The following is a 16,264-nucleotide window of genomic DNA, read 5'->3' on the forward strand; positions in this document are numbered from 1 at the left end:
AAGATAACCATGTTGCGACTCGGACTCGACATCGGCGGCACCAAAATCGAGGCTCAATTGCTCGATAGCCAGGGTGTCAGCCTGCTGTGCAAACGCATTGCGACCCCGACTACAGGGTACCGCGATTTTCTTGCCGCCATCACCGACCTGGTGAACGAGATCCGCCAGGAGCTGGACGGCACCTTCACCATCGGCATAGGACTGCCCGGGGCGATCAGCCCGCAAACCGGCCGCATCAAGAATGCCAACTGCCTGTTTCTCAACGGGCAGGATCTCAAGGGGGATCTGACGCGGGTGCTGGGCCAACCTGTCTGGCTGGCCAATGATGCCGACTGCTTCACCTTGTCAGAAGCCGTCGACGGCGCAGGCGACGCAGGACGACTGGTGTTTGGCATCATACTGGGGACCGGGTGTGGCGGCGGTCTGGTGGTCAATCGCCAGCTTATCGTCGGGCCCAACGCCATCACAGGCGAATGGGGACACAACCCCTTGCCCGGCTATGACCCGGCACAGGATGGCCCAAGCCAGCCCTGCTACTGCGGCCGCCATAACTGCATCGAGCGCTTCATCTCGGGCACTGGGTTTGCGGGCCGCTTTGTCGAACGCCATGGCCGCAGCCTCTCGCCTCGGGGGATCATCACGGCAGCCGCAGAGGGAGACCACCAGGCGCTGGCCCATTATGGCCACTTCATCCAGGCTCTGGCCCGCAGCGTGGCAAGCCTTATCAACGTACTGGACCCGGATGTCATAGTACTGGGAGGCGGTCTCTCCAACATCGACCTCCTCTACCGAGACCTGCCCCGGGCGCTGGATCCCTATCTGTTTTCGGATGGGTGCATCACCCCCATAGTGCCCGCCCGCCATGGTGACAGCAGTGGCGTGCGAGGCGCAGCCTGGCTGCCACGCTGCGCCGAAGGGATTGCCACATGGGCAATATGATTCCCCCGGCACAAGGCGGGTATCGTCCACAGTGCGCCATCGCCGTTGCACCTGACTGTCGATGTAGACCCTGAGTCGAGCGCGGCCACCCACCCTGGCCCTCTACTGAACAATCCATGATCCCCAATCCCGCATTGCCTGGCCGATGGGGGGCAGGCATGACCGAATTTGCCCTCTCTTTGGAGAGACAAATAAATAAACGCTTATATATCAAAATCATAAAACTCAAGGAATGATAATAATGAAACTGACAAACCTGTCCGTCCAGCTCCTTGCCATCCTGGCCCTGAGCGCTCCTTTCATGGTCAGTGCCGTGGTCGAAACCAATACGGATTTCGGCCGGCTCAGCCTGGGGGGAGATGCGGAGATCAACCTCAATGCCTCCAACACCACCCGTGGCAATGTGCTGGGGCAGACCAGCGAAACCCGCACCGATCGCTGGGATGAGGATGGTCGCCTGCTGCTGAACTTCGTCGGCGTACGAGAGCTCGAAGATGGCCGCTATGGCCAGATCCAGATCCAGCCCACCATAGGCACCAATGGCGGTGCCGGTGCCGATGATGCATATCTTGGGTTCGGCCAGCGCAGCAACTGGGGGATGAAGGTGGGTCGTTTCGAGGCCTATGACATGTTCCCGCTGGGACAGGACATCTTTGTCGAACACTCGGGGGATAGCGCCAACGACCTCTACTCCGATGGCAATGGTTACGTTTACATGCTCAAAGAGGGCCGTGGCCGGGCTGGCAAGGGCGGCCAGCTGCTGCTCAACAAGGAGGCAGGCAACTGGTATCTGGAACTCTCCACCCTGCTGGGGGATCGCACCAATCTGTTCGCAGGCCAGCAGTACCACGGCTATGCGCTGACCAAGGCCAAGGACTCCGTCATAGTCCGCCCTGTCATCGCCTGGAAAGGTGAAAACCTGAAAGTAGCGCTGGGTGCCGAGGGCAACGCAATCAACGATGCCATCGTCACCACGGATGATGTCTCCGTTTCCGACCGCATGGGCTATGGCCTCACCACCAGCTGGACCCAGGATGCCCTGACGGTCAACGTCAATGCCGCCCGCATGGATGCCGAAGCTGAAACCGATACAACCCTGGGCGCCAACCTGCTCTGGCACAACGCCGGTCTGGGTTACATCTACGCCATCAACGACATCAGCAGCGCCAACCTGGGCAATGCCAGCGCCAATTTCGGCAAGATGGTCGGCAAGCACACCATCAACACCGTCTATGCCTCCTACAAGATCCCCAAGGTGCTGGATCTGAACAACTTTGACATCTACCTGGGTGCCTATTGGTCACAGCTGAATGTCGACAGCAACGAAGAGGACAACATAGATCGTTACGGCGGCCGGGTCCGTTTCAAATACTTCTTCTGATGGACGGGGTCAGAGATGGCAGAGGGTGGCGATGGCCACCCTTTTCCATTCTGCCCAACAGGCAAACCTTACCGGGTGGTATCGGCCTATGTTAGGATGAACTTCTGTTAACCGGTTACCGTTGATGAAGCCATGGCCAATATTACCGATGTGTCGCGCCTCGCGAATGTATCAAAAGCCACCGTTTCCCGCGTCTTGAGCGGCTCCCGCGGCGTGCGTGAAGAGAGTCGGCTGGCTGTGCTGCAAGCCGCAGAACAACTGAACTTCCGCCCCAATGCCACGGCCCGATCGCTGGCGACTCAGGCGACGGACTGCATCGGCATCATTCTCACCCCCCAGCTCGGCAACCGTCTGGCCAGCATGCTGCCGCTGCTGGAAGGGGCGCTGGCCAAGGCGGGCAAGAGCATGCTGGTGCGCTTTGCCGACGAGGCGCAGCAACAACAGCTGGCAGTAGACGAACTGCTGGGCGGCCGTTGTGATGGCGTGCTGGTGATCGGTGCCAAGCAGTCAATGAACCAGGACGAGCGCCTCCTTCAGCTGGATGGGGTGAGTGATTCGAGCAACCTCAATCTCTGCTACGACCTGACCTTCGCCACCGAGAGCGCCTGCCGCTTTTTACTTGGCAAAGGCCATCGTCAGATGGTGCTGATGCTGGATGACAAACTATCCCCAGCCGGCAAGAGTGCCATCCAGGGTTATCAGCAGGCACTTCAGCAGCAATCCCTGCCCTACAACAGTCAGCTGGTGATCGATGGTACCGACAACCAGCAGGCGTTGCTCGGCTTGCTCAACCGCTATCTGCCCTTTACCGCACTGGTGGTGCAGCAAGATGCCCAGGCAGCCGATGCCATGCGTCTGCTGCGCGAATTCAACCTCAATATTCCTCAGGATGTCTCCGTCATCAGCCTGGAAGGATCGGCCCTGGCAGATCAGCTGACGCCCCCGCTGACCTGCATCGAATATCCGAGCGAACGCTTGGCACAGGAGAGTGTGCGCGTGCTGCAAGCCCAATTGACGCAGAGCCTGCGCCCCGCCGACGAGCAACAGAAGTTCCATGGTCGTCTGATGGTGCGTGAATCCGTGGTGGCTCGCTAGGGCTTGACCTTGCTGCGGGCGGCAGCTTTAGGCTGGCTGCACATCAACAGAGGAGTGATCCCATGACCATCGAACTCACCATTTCCGGCATGTCCTGTGGTGGCTGCGCCGCCAGCCTGCAAAACGCCCTGCTGGCCCAGAGCGCTGTTAGCCAGGCCCAGGTGGATTTCGCCAGCAGCAAGGCCGTCATCGAAAGCGATCTGAGCAAGGCGGAGCTGATCGCCCTGATTGAAGCCAAAGGCTTCCTGGCGAGTTAAATTATCTCTATAGAGGTATAAATCAGGTTAAAATTCTGTACCCAGCTGTTTTTTGGTGAGAGTCATCACAGACCTCCTCAACAGAAAGCGCAAACTTGCTGCAATTTTTATCACTCAGAAGGATTTGCAGCATGACTCTCCCTATCCGCAAGACCCTGATCGCAACCGTACTTGGCCTGACCCTCTCTCCGATGGCCATGGCCCTGCCACAGGTTCATATCCTGGCTACCGGTGGCACCATAGCCGGAGCGGGACAGTCCGCCACCCAATCCAACTATGAAGCAGGCAAGGTGGCCATCGAAACCCTGATCTCCGCCGTGCCCGAGATGAAAAACGTGGCCGACGTGCAGGGGGAGCAGGTGGTCAAGATCGGCTCCCAGGACATGAACGACGAGGTATGGCTGACCCTGGCCAAGCGAGTCAACGAGCTGCTGGCCAAGGATGACGTGGATGGCATCGTCATCACCCACGGCACCGACACCATGGAAGAGACGGCCTACTTCCTCAACCTCACCGTCAAAAGCGACAAGCCTGTGGTGCTGGTCGGTGCCATGCGCCCCTCCACCGCCATGAGTGCCGATGGCCCGCTGAATCTGTATAACGCCGTGGTCACCGCCTCCGACCCCAGCTCCAAGGGCCGTGGCGTCATGGTCGCCATGAACGATACAGTGCTGGATGCCCGCGACGTCACCAAGACCAACACCACAGGGGTGCAGACCTTTGCCGCCCCCAACTTCGGCCCGCTGGGTTACATCCACAACGGCAAAATCGACTATCAGCGCACACCGGCACGTCTGCACACAAGCAAGACACCATTCGACGTGAGCAAGCTCGACAAGCTGCCGCAAGTGGGCATCGTTTACAGCTATGCCAACGCCACCGATCTGCCGGCCAAGGCCATGGTGGATGCCAAGTTTGACGGTATCGTCAGCGCTGGCGTGGGCAACGGCAACCTCTACCACACACTGTTCGATACCCTGGCCAAGGCGAGCAAGGACGGCATCCGCGTGGTGCGTTCCGCCCGCGTACCGACCGGCGCCACCACCCTGGATGCCGAGATCGACGATGCCAAGTACGGCTTCGTGGCAGCCGGCACCCTGAACCCGCAGAAGGCACGCATCCTGCTGATGCTCTCCCTGACCCAGAGCAAGGATCCGGCCCAGATCCAGCGCTGGTTCCAGCAGTTCTGATCCCGGGGCTCAGCATCAGCTGAGATATTTTGATGACAATAAAAAGGGCAGGATGGAATCCTGCCCTTTCTCATGGCGTCATCTTCACATAGAGCGCACCGTCAGCTCACCACCAGCCAGCCACAAAAACCGAGATAGACCAGCCCAACCCAGGCCAGCCTGCCCGCCGTCATCTGCGCACGGCTGAAGCCCCACCACAGCAGTACCACCGCCAGCAGGGTCACCAGCGAGGAAACCATCATGGTGCTGTCCAGCAACCAGGGGGTAAACAGCAGGCAGAATGCCTTGGGGATCGTGCCCTGGATCATCATGGCGCCTGAGATATTGGCCAGCGCCAGCCGGCTCTTGCCCTGCCGCACCCAGATCAGCACGTTCATCAGCTCCGGCATCTCGGTCGCCACCGGGCTCAGCAGCAAGGCCGCCAATACGGGGGAGAGACCAAACAGCTCGCCCATGCTCTCCAGCTGATGCACAAACAGCTGGGCAGCCAGCGCCACCACCACCAGCGCCACCAGGGTCTGCAGCAGCACCTTGCCGAGCGCCGGGATCTCTGCCTCGGGATCCAGCTTGAGGGGCTCGGGCAACTCGACCTCGTGGCTGTCGGTCTGCTTCAGCTCGCGCCGCACATAGACCAGATAAACCAGCACGAACAGCGGCGCCAGCCAGGCCTTGCCGGTGAAAGCCACCATGCCGAGGGCAACAGCCACCAGGAAGATACCGACAAACCAGGCTTGATCCCGACCTATCTCGCGCTGCACCTCGCCGTCGATGACTCGATGGGCACGGCTCATGCACAGCAGCAGGGTCACGCCGACGGCGGCATAGCCTATGGTGGCGAGAACCAGAGGACCACCGAGGGCGGCGCCAATCCCAATCTGTTGCTGGGCGGGAGCATCCCCCATCAGCAAGGCGGTCAGGGTGACGATGCATTCGGGCAAGGCCGTACCCAGGGCTGCCAGCAGGGAGCCGGTGGCACTCTGGGAGAACTTGAAGTGATGGCCGGTCCATTCGATACCGTTGACGAAATATTCGCAGGCCAGGTAGATGGTGACGGCAGAGAGCAGAAATAACAGCAGGGTGATCAACATAATAGGCAACCGCCAGGCGAGCAGAACAACCGATGGACCCGATACGGCTCGCCCGGCTGGCTTGCGTATCGAGGCCAAAGGTCTTGCAGAGCGATAGATGCTATCGCCGCCCATGCCATGGATCGGAAGATCCAAGAATGTTGACATGAGCCCTGCCCGGATCACGGGCGGGTTGCTACTCCCCAATGACAGTGCGGGCTTTTTACCAAACCGGTGGCCTGCTCACAAGGCAAACTAATGATCATTAGCTCAGTAAGTTGTAAGGGAATGTAACTCGCCACTCGGTCAGTACCCTCGATTTCTCCGTCCGGATCTCCACGCTTTCCCCCGGTATCCACGCCTTGGCACAACGATTGCTATGAGTTGATTACTGTCCACAATAGTTTGGGAAGGATGAACGATGAAACGGTGGATCCAACATTTCTATCAACTGAACCGCCTCAACTGGCTCATGGTCTGGTTGTTACTCTGCTGCAGCATCATATTGCTGTTTCCGGCCGGTCTGATGAAAGGTGCAGTCAGCCAGTGGGCTACGCTCCACGCGGCTTGGCTCGGGGTCGGCATGCTGATCGCCATCTCCTACTTCTGCAGTCAGGCATTTCTGATTGCCTGGGAGTGGGCCTGTGAAGAGTGGCAGTCCCGCCGCCAACAGGATCTGCTGGCCCAGATGATTGCTTTCCTCGACTTCAACGAGAAAGCGGTACTGCGCGAGTTCGTGCTGCAACGCAAAAGCGTCATAAATTTGCCGATCACCGAGCCTGCCGTCAAAAACCTGATGGATGCCGGCGTACTCACCTACGCCTATGGCAAGCCGGTACGGGAGAAAGAGGACGAGAACCAGATCCGGGCACTGATGATTGCCCTGCCGGCACGGCCGCTGCTCACCTACAAGGTGCTGGGCCTCTCCCGCGGCAAGATGAGCGACGAGCAGGTGGAGCAGATCATGAGCGCCAGACCCAAATTCGCCCAGAAGGGGTTCCAGCGTTAACTTGCTGCCATCTTTCAAATAAAAGAGCCGGACTGTGTCCGGCTCTTTGCTATCTGTTATATCTGTTTGTTTTTATTCGGTCCTGGCTTTCAAGTAACCAGCACAGATTGGCGGATCTGCTCTTATTCAGTTCTGGCTTTCAAATAGCCGGCATAATCCGGGATCTGTACGCTGAATGCCTGCCGCATATGGGGGCAGTCCATGATGAAATCTGCAGTCGCCTCGTTGGTGGCAACTGGAATGTTCCATACCGCAGCGAGGCGCAGCAGCGCTTTCACATCCGGATCGTGAGGTACCGCATTGAGGGGATCCCAGAAGAAGATCAGCACGTCTATCTTGCCTTCGGCAATCAGGGCACCGAGCTGCTGGTCACCGCCCATGGGGCCGGAGAAGAGGCAGGTAATGGGCAGTTGCGCCTGCTTGCCGAGCATGGTGCCCGTGGTGCCGGTCGCATAGAGATGGTGGAGTTTGAGCTCCTCCTTGCGGCGCATCACCCAGTTCAGTAAAGGGGTCTTCATGTTGTCGTGAGCCACCAGCGCCACCCGCTTGTGGGGGGCCATCTCACGTGCAATCAGTTCCATGTAAATCATCCGTAGCATTGTGATGGAAATAGAGCCGTATCCTAATCGAAAGCGGCGCCCGCTGCCTTGCCGGGCGCCGTAACTGTGATCACTTCGACTGTTCAATCCACTGCCGGTTCTTCTGCTCCAGCACAGAGATGGGCAACATGCCGTATTCCAGTACATGGTGGTGGAAGGCCTTGAGGTCAAACTGGCTGCCAAGGGCCTGCTCGGCGGATTCGCGCATCCGGATCAGCGCCAGCTGACCCGCCTTGTAAGACGTGGCCTGACCGGTATAGGCCATGTAGCGCGGCACCTCTGATCCTATGTCTCCCGCCCCCAACGCCGAATTCTCCTGCATGTAATTGACGGCCTTGTCGTGGCTCCAGCCATACCAGTGAATGCCGGTATCCACCACCAGCCGCATGGCCCTGAGCATCTCCTCGTTGAGGCGCCCGAAATACTGCAGCTGGTTGTTGAACGCAGACGAGCCCTCGACCTTCACATCGCCCACGGCCGGATCGTAGAGGCCGCGCCCCTGATAGAGCCCCATGTCGTGATCCGCCAGGTATTCGGTGTAGAGCGCCCAGCCCTCCGCATAGGCGGTATAGGAAGCGTTCGCCACATACTGCGGGAAGTCGGGATCCTTGGCCGCCAGCTCCTGGGCTATGGTGATCTGGAAGTGGTGGCCAGGCGCCGCCTCATGGGCCAGCAGGGTGCTGATGTTCCAGCTCTGCAAACCATAGGGATAGTAGGTATTGAGGAAGAACTGCCCCTTGCGACCGGTCTGCGGGTTGCCGTCCTGATACCAGGCAACGCCGCCATAGGGCGCATCCTCATAGGAAACAGGCACCACCTCGTAATCCAGTTTGGGGATGGTGCGCTCGGCATCGAAGAAATCCGGCAACACCAGCGCTGCCTTGCTCTTGAAGGCGTTGTACTCCCGCAGTGCCCGCTCATGTTCGGCCAGCGCCTGCTGTTGTGGCTCACTCAACGCCGCCCCTGCCGCATTGCTCGGATTCAAACCGGCAGACCAGACAGCCAGCGGATTCTGGTAGAAGAAGGCCGGCTCGTTGAGATAGCGGAAGAAGTCATAGATCTGGCCGCTTTGCTTGCTCTGGGCTACCTCCTCGCTGTCGCACTTGCCGACGGTATGACACACCTTGACCATGGCGCCGAAGATCCGCTCCACCTCGCTCAGCCCCAGCGCATGCACCTGCTCCGGCGTCATCTCGGTGGTGGTGTGCTTCTTCAGCAACCAGCGATACCAGTCACGGCCATTGGTCATGCCGCAGAAACCATCGTCACACTCACCGCTGCCAAGACGCACCGCATAAGCGCCGCCATGCTGATAATCCAGATAGTCCCGCAGTGCCAGATAGCGGCCGTTGATGCTGTCCAGCACCGCCTTGTAATCGGTGCGCAGTGCCTCATCGGCCTCCCCTGGCAGCTGTTGCCAGCCGAGGTAGGCACCGGAGATGGCTTCACCGTCCAGCTTGCTGTCGAGCTGGGCCAGCAGCCTGTCCACCAGCTCATTCGGCAAAGTGTTGCCCTGGGTGCTGCCCAGCTCGAACTGATGCTTCACTTCGGCCAGATAGGCGTCGTAGGCCTTGAGCCAGGTGAGGTGTTCCTGATACCAGGCCAGCGGTGCCGTCACCGCCTTCGCCCGCGTGGCTACAACCGTCCCCGCAGGTGTACGGTCCAGATCACGCCGCCAGGCTGCATCTCCCGGCGCGACTCGCTCGGCCGAGCTCTGCTCGAAGTAATCGAAGCCGCTGCTGATTGTGCGGGCGGCCTTGCCGCTGGCGGGCGCAGCCCCGACCTCATCGGCCAGATCCACCACCCGATTGCGGAAGTGATGGATCGGGATCTGGGATTGAGGCAGCTCGTAGCCCGCCAGGTTGATCTGCAAATCCCAGCGGATCATGTCGTAGAACAGTCGGTCCCGCTCGCTCAACACGCTCGGGTCCATGGCATCCAGCCGGGTGAGCAGCGAACCGTCGAGCGCCTTGCGCTGGGCGATCCCTGGCGCATCAATGGCAAATCCGTAAGGGTCCAGCGCCTGACTCGCACGCTGGGCTTCGTCCATGATTTGCATCAGGGATGCCTTTGTAGCGGCGGGATCCGCCGGCGCGTTGGAGCTGTTGTCATTGCAGGCAGCGAGAGAGAGTGCGATGGCGCAAGCCAGCGCAAGCTTGTTGGGCAAGAAGTGCATGGTGTAGTCCTTTAACCTGTTGTTATTGTGTGCCCCCGATAGGGGTTCCAATAGTGCACATCTGCTCAACATATTTTTGCGACCTGACTAACAAAAATAAGCTTATTTTTCATATGGATAAACCGGATGAAAAGCTATGCAACGGATATGAAAAAACCCGCCTTGGCGGGTTTTTAAGTCAGCTTTTCATGCCATAACTATTCAGGATGAGCCGTGATGCAGCTGTGACTGCTGATAGTTCTCCAGCCCGATGCGATCGATGAGATCGAGCTGGGTCTCAAGCCAGTCTACGTGCTCCTCTTCATCTTCCAGAATGTCCTGGAACAGGTCACGGCTGATATAGTCCTGCACCGACTCGGCATAGGCGATGGCCACTTTCAGGTCAGGGATGGCGTCCATCTCCAGCGACAAATCACAGCGCAGCATCTCCTCCACCGTCTCACCGATGCGCAGCTTGCCCAGATCCTGCAAGTTGGGCAGCCCTTCCAGAAACAACACCCGTTTGACCAGCTCGTCGGCGTGCTTCATCTCATCGATGGACTCGTGATACTCCTTGTGCCCGAGCGCCTTGAGGCCCCAGTCATCGTAGATGCGGGCATGCAGGAAGTATTGGTTGATGGCAATCAGCTCATTGGCCAGCACCTTGTTGAGGTGGGCAATGATCTTGGGATCTCCTTTCATCGACTCTGCTCCTTGGTTCGTGCCTGAGGCTTCGATCGTTAGAGCTTAGTCCAGAAAAGTGACAACAAGAGGTCTGGCGAGCCTGCTCGCCTGAAAGGAAGGGTGACCCTGCTGCCGGGTCGGGTTGGAAAACGCCAGGGTCTAGGTCAGGCCACTTCGTAGTAGAGCGGGGCCGTTTCCAGCTCTGCCTTGTCGAGTTCGGCGGCGATGATCTCCATGGTCATGCGCACGCACTTGCCACACTGGGCACCTACCTCCAGCGACTGTTTGAGTTGACGAAACTCGCTCTTGCCTGCCTGTACCGCCTTGCGGATCTGGGTATCTGTGATGCCACGGCACAAACAGACGTACATAATGTTTACCTCATGCTGGAATGCCATGAAATCTAAATGAGAATGGTTCGTAGTGCAAATAACAATTAGTAATAAGATCCCCCGCTTGCCAGCCATCAGCCCCTTGGGGACAATGCCTCTGTCACAGAGGAAAACATCATGCTCAAGAAACTGTTCACAGCGCTGTTCGGGGGCCAACCAGCCCAGGCCGTCGACGTCACTCCCAGCGAATACGCCGGTTATCTCATCTATCCAGAGCCCATGGCGGAAGGGGGTCAGTACCGGTTGGCGGGCCGTATCACCAAAGAGATGGATGGCATACTGCAAACCCATCGATTTATCCGATCCGATCTGTTTGCCAACCCAGCCGATGCGGAGCGTTTCATGGTGCAAAAGGCTCATACCTTTATCGACCAGACAGGGGATCGCATGTTTGAACCTCGCGTCAAAGCGGGCGACAGTTCAGCCTCATGAGCCCTGCCGAGGTGAAAGCCCTGCGCCAGACCCTGGCCCATGCTGGCGAGCGGCGACTGATCTGGCTGGAAGGGGATGAGGCTGATTGCATCGTCCGTACCGAGCCGCTGCTGGACGGTGCCATCTTCTGGCTGGGGGAAGGCCCCGCCCACCACGGGCCCGTTCACGCCGCCAAGGCGCTGCAACGGCTGGGTCAGGAGTGCGACACGCTGGTCTTCAACGCTTTCAGCGGCTTTCATCCCGACGCCTTTGGCGCCCTGGCAGGCACACTGCGGGCGGGCGGCCTGCTGCTGCTGCTGACACCGCCCAGAGAGCTGTGGCCAGCATGGCCGGATCCCGACCGGATCAGATTGGTGGCCCAGCCGGAGGAGGCAAGCCGTGCGAGTCACGGCTTTATCGCACGGCTGGTGCGGCTACTGGAAGGCGATCCTGCTCTTTCTCTGGCTCCACCAGTTTGCCCACAGCCTTGGCAACCGATTGGGCCCCAACGGTCATTGAGTGACGATCAGGCTCTTGCTCTGCCCGCCATCCACAGGGTATTGCACGGCCATCGCCGCCGCCCCCTGGTGCTGAGCGCCGATCGGGGACGCGGCAAGAGCAGCCTGCTGGGCCTCGCCGCCGCTGCGCTGCTGCGCCAGCAACCCGACCTGAAGATAGTGGTGACGGCACCCTCTCAGGCCACTGTCGCCACCCTGTTCGCCCACGCCGCCCGGGCGCTCGATACCACCCAAGAGCAGCTTGTGGGCCTAGAGTTCTGTTCACCGGATCGACTGGTACATGAGGCGCTGCAACCCGATCTGTTGCTGGTGGATGAAGCCGCCGCCATCCCTACGCCGCTGCTGGAGGCCATGCTGGCCCGCCACAGTCGCATCGTCTTCGCCACCACGGAACACGGCTACGAGGGAACGGGGCGCGGCTTTCACCTGCGTTTCAAGCGAGTGCTTGACCGCCAGACACCGGATTGGCAGGAGATCCACCTGGCCGAGCCCATCCGCTGGAGCACTCGCGACCCGCTGGAACCGCTGGTGTTTCGTCTCCTTGGCCTCAATACCGAGGTAGATGCTCCCCAACCGCCGACCAACCCGAGCTGGCGGCTGATCGGGCAAGGGACGCTGGCCACCGATGAGGCACTGCTGAATCAAGTATTCGGCCTGCTGGTGCTGGCCCACTACCAGACCACGCCGAGCGACCTGAGATCTCTGCTGGAGAGTCCGGATCTCGACATCCACCTGCTGGAACAGGCGCAGAACCTGCTGGGGGTCGCGCTGGTAGCGCGGGAGGGCAATATCGCCCCCGAACTCGCCGAGGCTATCTGGGCGGGCCGACGGCGCCCGCGCGGCCATCTGCTGCCCCAGTCCCTGCTTGCCCACGCAGGTTTCAAGACAGCCGGGGGACACAGCTACGCCCGGGTGATGCGCATCGCCATCCACCCAGCGCTGCATCGCCACGGGCTCGGCTCACGACTGCTCGGCCAGCTGGAGGACTACTACCGGGAGGAAGGGCTCGATTATCTCGGCTCCGCTTTCTCGGCCAGCGCCGACTTGTTGCCCTTCTGGCGCAAGGCCGGGCTGGTGACACTGCGCATCGGTTTGCAGCGGGATGCCGCCAGCGGCAGCCATGCCGCCCTGCTGCTCAAGGCGTTGAAACCCGAGTGGCAAGCCGAGCTGGACCTGTGGCGCCAGCGCTTCGTACAACAGCTACCTACCCTGCTGGCCGGGGAGTTGAAAGAGCTGGATCCCGAACTGGTGTGGCAATGTGTGAAGGGACAAGAGCTGGCCGTGCCTGAGCTGGATGAGTTTGAACGGGATGAGCTTGATTGCTTCGCCCATCACCACAAGCCGTTCGAGCTGTGCCAATCCACTCTACAGTGCTGGCTGACAGGCAATCTGCCGCGACTGGCCTCCCTGACGCCAAGCGAGTGCCAGCTGCTGATCGCCACCATCTGGCAATATGCGGAATGGAGTCGACTGGCTGCCAGCCTGCAACTGGCGGGCAAGCCGGCCATCATCAAGGCGCTGCGAACCCTGCTGGCTCGCCTGTTGGATACCTCTACCACTCGAGAGTCTTGCCCTGCCAGTCGAGATAGCTGAGTTCGCCGTCAGGCACAAGTCGCGCTATCAAACTCACCAGATGGCGAGCTACCTGCTCTGGCGTCTGCAAACTGCCGGCCGGCACATTGGCGTGAAACGGGCGCGAGAGCTGGGTATCCACAGTGCCCGGATGAAACGCCAGCAGCTTGACGCCCGGGGCTCGCCGGGCGAGCTCGATGGACGCGCACTTGAGCAACATATTGAGAGCGGCCTTGGCAGCGCGATAGCCATACCAACCACCAGCGCGGTTGTCACCAATGCTGCCGACTCGGGCACTAAGCACCGCCAGGGTACAAGGTGAGGTGCCAAACAGCGGGAGCAGCTGGTTGATCCAGCGCAGCGGCAGCAAGGCATTGGTCTGGTAGAGGCGGGTCATGGCCTCGACATTGAGCGCTTCCAGCCGTTTTTCCGGCTTGATCTCCCCCTGATGCAAAACGCCATTGCAGATCACCAGATAGCGCAAACCGGGAGCCAGTCCGGCAATATGGCTGACGCAGCGGCTCATCTGCTGATCGCTGTAATCGCAGGGCAGCCAATGCAAGCGGGGATCATCAAACCCGACGGGAGCTTGCTGTCGGCTGACCGCAATGACTGGGTTGGCTCCTGCCGCCAGCCAGTGCGCCACCAGTGCCTGCCCGATTCCGCCCCCTGCCCCTATCACAACCACAGCCTCTGTCATGCTCCGCTCCTGTTTGTGGTGAGTGTGATGGTCTTCTCCATCGCATCTTTGTTTCCCTGTTAAGCTGTTACGTGCCTTCCTACTTGCGGGATCAAGCAGTTATGAGGGTTATGTTGTATGGATCTCTCCGGTGTGGACGGATCCATTCCTATACTGAGGGAAAACCGCAGCCGGTGCTGCAAGCGCAACCAGAAGCACGAGAGTCGCCATGATGTCCAAAAACGGGGAAGAGCGTAAATCCATCCTGACCGAGAGCGGGACCAACGAGCTCGAAATCATCGAGTTTCATCTCAAAAAGCATCTGCCCGATGGCAGGGAGAAGATTGCCTATTACGGTATCAACGTCGCCAAAGTGCGCGAGGTGATCCGGGTACCGGAAACTACCGACTACCCCAATGCCCAGCGCCACATGGTCGGGGTCTTCTCGCTGCGTGAACGGCTGATCCCCCTTGTGGATCTGGCGGGCTGGCTCGGGATCCGCACCAACCCGGACAACAGCAACAAAGTGGTTATCGTCACCGACTTCAACAAGATGGCGAACGGTTTTCTCATCGACAGCGTCAGCAGGATCCATAGAGTCTCCTGGGAGGATGTGGAATCCCCCAGCCAGTTTCTGGAAGCGGGCGAGAATGACTGCGTGGTCGCCGTGGTCAGACGCGATGGCAACCTCATCATGATCCTCGACTTCGAGAAGATCATCGCCGACATCAACCCAGAGCTCAGCATGGAGAAATACGATGTGACCCAGGATCGCAAGGTCATCATCGACGATCGCATGATGGCACTGCGCCAAGCCAAGAGCATTCTGGTGGTCGACGACTCGGCCTTCATCCGCAAGATGATAGAGACCACGTTGCGCACCGCTGGCTACAACGTGGTGACGGCCAAGGACGGAGGAGAAGGGCTGGAGATGCTGACGGAGTTTGACCGCCTGTCACAGGAGGAGAAGATACCAGTGTCCGAGTTTGTCAGCGGCATCATCACAGACGTCGAAATGCCCCGCATGGATGGCATGCACCTGCTCAAACGGCTGCGGGACACCCCCGCCTTCAAGACCACCCCCATCATAATGTTCTCGTCGCTGATGAGTGATGACAACCGCCAGAAGGCATTGCAGCTGGGGGCCAATGACACCATCACCAAACCCGAGCTCGGCCGCATGGTCGGCATGATGGATAACTTGCTGCTCGGCATCCCCATTCCCAAACCGGGCAATCTGTAATGTCGTCAGTCTGACACTCAAGCAAACGGGCGCCTCGGCGCCCTTGTTGTTGATGTTGTTCAGCAGCACCAGAGATAGCGCCCCTGAGCGGCTCATCCCATTTCGCGAGAGATCAACGAAAAGACAGAGCTTCCTTCTGGATCGAGATCCCATGCCAATCGTTCACTGACGGGCTGCTTGTCATTCCAAATCCTTATTGGCCTTAAGATTTTGTAAATTTTCTTATTGCCATCGCCCAAGCAAGATGGCTCTCAAATTGAGTTTGATGTGGCTGATGCCATGCGCCATCGAGACATCAAATGTCGTCTCTATCAATGAATTCCCTGGAGTCGCTATGCCGTTGTTCAAGCCGTTAATCACCCCTGAAGTGACCGATATGGCTCCCGGATTCCGGGCCTTGAGTGTCACTGTCCAGGCGGCTGCCATTGCAGACCCCGCTGTGGGGACGCGGGCTCTGGAACAAGCCTCTCTTGCCATGGCCAGAGAAGATGCACCCTGGGCCGATGCACACCTCTCTGCCTGGGCGGACCTCTTTAGAAAGTTTGGCGCCAAACCACAGCGCACTCCCTGCTCTGCCGAAGCCCTGAGAAAACGGGTAGCCCGTGATGGCAGCCTGCCGAGTATCGATCCTGTCGTTGACCTCTATAACGCCATCAGCATTGAGTACGCCATACCGGTCGGGGGCGAAAACCTGACTACCTATGAAGGGATACCAAGGTTGGTAGTTGCCGATGGCAGCGAGCTATTCGACACAATGAAGGGCGGCGAAGTGGCTCATGAATCTCCAGAACCCGGCGAAGTGGTATGGCGGGATGACAAGGGGGTGACGTGCCGACGCTGGAACTGGAGACAGGGGGTCAGGACCAGGCTCAGTGTGGAATCGAGCATGATGTGGTTCATTCTGGAGAGCTTGCCCGAAATGCCCCTGGAAGCTTTGCAAGCAGCCGGGAACAAGCTGATTGAAGGCATACAACAGATGATGCCCGGAGCCGTGATAGAACAAACCGTCATTGGCCATGTCGAGTGAGCACAACGCCGGGCTGGCCGTCTCGATGCTGCCAGCGTGATCGCAA

Annotated in this window: 16 protein-coding genes and 1 riboswitch; of the genes, 10 read left to right on the forward strand and 6 right to left on the reverse strand. The window is 59.3% G+C overall.

Annotated elements, in window-relative coordinates:
* Positions 1–9 precede the first annotated feature (9 nt).
* The 5 genes from GWQ27_RS17805 to ansB all read left to right on the forward strand — a co-directional run bounded on the left by GWQ27_RS17805 (position 10) and on the right by ansB (position 4,862).
* Positions 10–939 carry an ROK family protein gene (locus GWQ27_RS17805; protein WP_275907922.1) on the forward strand — a complete coding sequence of 310 codons (930 nt, stop codon included), beginning with the start codon at positions 10–12 and terminating at the stop codon, positions 937–939.
* 241 nt (positions 940–1,180) lie between these two features.
* Positions 1,181–2,320, forward strand: coding sequence for a carbohydrate porin (locus GWQ27_RS17810; RefSeq protein ID WP_275907923.1), 1,140 nt, complete (start codon positions 1,181–1,183; stop codon positions 2,318–2,320).
* Positions 2,321–2,452: 132 nt separating this feature from the next.
* A complete protein-coding gene (locus tag GWQ27_RS17815) occupies positions 2,453–3,415 on the forward strand; it encodes a LacI family DNA-binding transcriptional regulator (protein WP_275907924.1) in 963 nt (320 codons plus the stop codon).
* 62 nt (positions 3,416–3,477) lie between these two features.
* Complete coding sequence (locus GWQ27_RS17820) at positions 3,478–3,672, forward strand: heavy metal-associated domain-containing protein (protein ID WP_113720839.1); 195 nt, start codon at positions 3,478–3,480, stop codon at positions 3,670–3,672.
* Positions 3,673–3,803: 131 nt separating this feature from the next.
* A complete protein-coding gene (gene ansB, locus GWQ27_RS17825; RefSeq protein ID WP_275907925.1) occupies positions 3,804–4,862 on the forward strand; it encodes an L-asparaginase 2 in 1,059 nt (352 codons plus the stop codon).
* Between the two features lie 101 nt (positions 4,863–4,963).
* Here ansB and GWQ27_RS17830 read toward each other — a convergent pair whose 3' ends face one another.
* Entirely contained in the window at positions 4,964–5,950 is a 987-nt protein-coding gene (locus tag GWQ27_RS17830; protein WP_021139002.1) for a hypothetical protein, read from the reverse strand.
* An 89-nt stretch (positions 5,951–6,039) separates the two neighbouring features.
* Positions 6,040–6,146, reverse strand: a riboswitch (yybP-ykoY riboswitch).
* A gap of 204 nt (positions 6,147–6,350) precedes the next feature.
* On the opposite strand from GWQ27_RS17830, the gene GWQ27_RS17835 reads away from it, so the two are divergent.
* The gene (locus tag GWQ27_RS17835) at positions 6,351–6,938 is read left to right on the forward strand and encodes a superinfection exclusion B family protein (protein WP_017412541.1); all 588 of its coding nucleotides are present in this window, start codon (positions 6,351–6,353) and stop codon (positions 6,936–6,938) included.
* Positions 6,939–7,060: 122 nt separating this feature from the next.
* Here the strand turns inward: GWQ27_RS17835 and GWQ27_RS17840 are convergent, their stop codons facing one another.
* The 4 genes from GWQ27_RS17840 to GWQ27_RS17855 form a co-directional block, all read right to left on the reverse strand.
* Positions 7,061–7,519, reverse strand: coding sequence for a methylglyoxal synthase (locus GWQ27_RS17840; RefSeq protein ID WP_021139003.1), 459 nt, complete (start codon positions 7,517–7,519; stop codon positions 7,061–7,063).
* Positions 7,520–7,607: 88 nt separating this feature from the next.
* Complete coding sequence (locus GWQ27_RS17845; RefSeq protein WP_275907926.1) at positions 7,608–9,713, reverse strand: DUF885 domain-containing protein; 2,106 nt, start codon at positions 9,711–9,713, stop codon at positions 7,608–7,610.
* Positions 9,714–9,914: 201 nt separating this feature from the next.
* On the reverse strand, positions 9,915–10,394 hold the full coding sequence (bfr, locus tag GWQ27_RS17850; RefSeq protein WP_005314068.1) for a bacterioferritin: 480 nt from the start codon (positions 10,392–10,394) through the stop codon (positions 9,915–9,917).
* A 146-nt stretch (positions 10,395–10,540) separates the two neighbouring features.
* Positions 10,541–10,747, reverse strand: coding sequence for a bacterioferritin-associated ferredoxin (locus tag GWQ27_RS17855; protein ID WP_005314070.1), 207 nt, complete (start codon positions 10,745–10,747; stop codon positions 10,541–10,543).
* 138 nt (positions 10,748–10,885) lie between these two features.
* On the opposite strand from GWQ27_RS17855, the gene GWQ27_RS17860 reads away from it, so the two are divergent.
* Together GWQ27_RS17860 and GWQ27_RS17865 are read left to right on the forward strand one after the other, a co-directional pair.
* Complete coding sequence (locus tag GWQ27_RS17860; protein ID WP_265434780.1) at positions 10,886–11,200, forward strand: HlyU family transcriptional regulator; 315 nt, start codon at positions 10,886–10,888, stop codon at positions 11,198–11,200.
* Positions 11,197–13,290 carry a GNAT family N-acetyltransferase gene (locus GWQ27_RS17865; RefSeq protein ID WP_275907927.1) on the forward strand — a complete coding sequence of 698 codons (2,094 nt, stop codon included), beginning with the start codon at positions 11,197–11,199 and terminating at the stop codon, positions 13,288–13,290. Before GWQ27_RS17860 ends, GWQ27_RS17865 begins: the two co-directional genes overlap by 4 nt.
* Here GWQ27_RS17865 and GWQ27_RS17870 read toward each other — a convergent pair.
* Positions 13,250–13,969: an SDR family NAD(P)-dependent oxidoreductase gene (locus GWQ27_RS17870; protein ID WP_275907928.1), complete on the reverse strand. Its 720-nt coding sequence runs from the start codon at positions 13,967–13,969 to the stop codon at positions 13,250–13,252. The genes GWQ27_RS17865 and GWQ27_RS17870 overlap by 41 nt on opposite strands.
* A gap of 208 nt (positions 13,970–14,177) precedes the next feature.
* Between GWQ27_RS17870 and GWQ27_RS17875 the strand changes: the two genes are divergently transcribed.
* Positions 14,178–15,191, forward strand: coding sequence for a chemotaxis protein (locus GWQ27_RS17875; RefSeq protein WP_005314079.1), 1,014 nt, complete (start codon positions 14,178–14,180; stop codon positions 15,189–15,191).
* Between the two features lie 334 nt (positions 15,192–15,525).
* A complete protein-coding gene (locus GWQ27_RS17880; protein ID WP_275907929.1) occupies positions 15,526–16,218 on the forward strand; it encodes a B3/4 domain-containing protein in 693 nt (230 codons plus the stop codon).
* Positions 16,219–16,264 lie beyond the last annotated feature (46 nt).

It is taken from the genome of Aeromonas sp. 5HA1 (genome assembly GCF_029237245.1).
Taxonomy (GTDB): Bacteria; Pseudomonadota; Gammaproteobacteria; order Enterobacterales; family Aeromonadaceae; genus Aeromonas; species Aeromonas salmonicida.

Excerpts from the sequence above, each read along its gene's own strand:
- GWQ27_RS17865 (WP_275907927.1), top strand. The coding sequence starts at position 11,197 with ATGAGCCCTGCCGAGGTGAAAGCCCTGCGCCAGACCCTGGCCCATGCT.
- GWQ27_RS17845 (WP_275907926.1), bottom strand. The coding sequence starts at position 9,713 with ATGCACTTCTTGCCCAACAAGCTTGCGCTGGCTTGCGCCATCGCACTC.
- GWQ27_RS17880 (WP_275907929.1), top strand. The coding sequence starts at position 15,526 with ATGCCGTTGTTCAAGCCGTTAATCACCCCTGAAGTGACCGATATGGCT.
- GWQ27_RS17805 (WP_275907922.1), top strand. The coding sequence starts at position 10 with ATGTTGCGACTCGGACTCGACATCGGCGGCACCAAAATCGAGGCTCAA.
- ansB (WP_275907925.1), top strand. The coding sequence starts at position 3,804 with ATGACTCTCCCTATCCGCAAGACCCTGATCGCAACCGTACTTGGCCTG.
- GWQ27_RS17815 (WP_275907924.1), top strand. The coding sequence starts at position 2,453 with ATGGCCAATATTACCGATGTGTCGCGCCTCGCGAATGTATCAAAAGCC.
- bfr (WP_005314068.1), bottom strand. The coding sequence starts at position 10,394 with ATGAAAGGAGATCCCAAGATCATTGCCCACCTCAACAAGGTGCTGGCC.
- GWQ27_RS17875 (WP_005314079.1), top strand. The coding sequence starts at position 14,178 with ATGATGTCCAAAAACGGGGAAGAGCGTAAATCCATCCTGACCGAGAGC.
- GWQ27_RS17840 (WP_021139003.1), bottom strand. The coding sequence starts at position 7,519 with ATGGAACTGATTGCACGTGAGATGGCCCCCCACAAGCGGGTGGCGCTG.
- GWQ27_RS17870 (WP_275907928.1), bottom strand. The coding sequence starts at position 13,969 with ATGACAGAGGCTGTGGTTGTGATAGGGGCAGGGGGCGGAATCGGGCAG.
- GWQ27_RS17835 (WP_017412541.1), top strand. The coding sequence starts at position 6,351 with ATGAAACGGTGGATCCAACATTTCTATCAACTGAACCGCCTCAACTGG.
- GWQ27_RS17810 (WP_275907923.1), top strand. The coding sequence starts at position 1,181 with ATGAAACTGACAAACCTGTCCGTCCAGCTCCTTGCCATCCTGGCCCTG.
- GWQ27_RS17860 (WP_265434780.1), top strand. The coding sequence starts at position 10,886 with ATGCTCAAGAAACTGTTCACAGCGCTGTTCGGGGGCCAACCAGCCCAG.
- GWQ27_RS17830 (WP_021139002.1), bottom strand. The coding sequence starts at position 5,950 with ATGTTGATCACCCTGCTGTTATTTCTGCTCTCTGCCGTCACCATCTAC.
- GWQ27_RS17820 (WP_113720839.1), top strand. The coding sequence starts at position 3,478 with ATGACCATCGAACTCACCATTTCCGGCATGTCCTGTGGTGGCTGCGCC.
- GWQ27_RS17855 (WP_005314070.1), bottom strand. The coding sequence starts at position 10,747 with ATGTACGTCTGTTTGTGCCGTGGCATCACAGATACCCAGATCCGCAAG.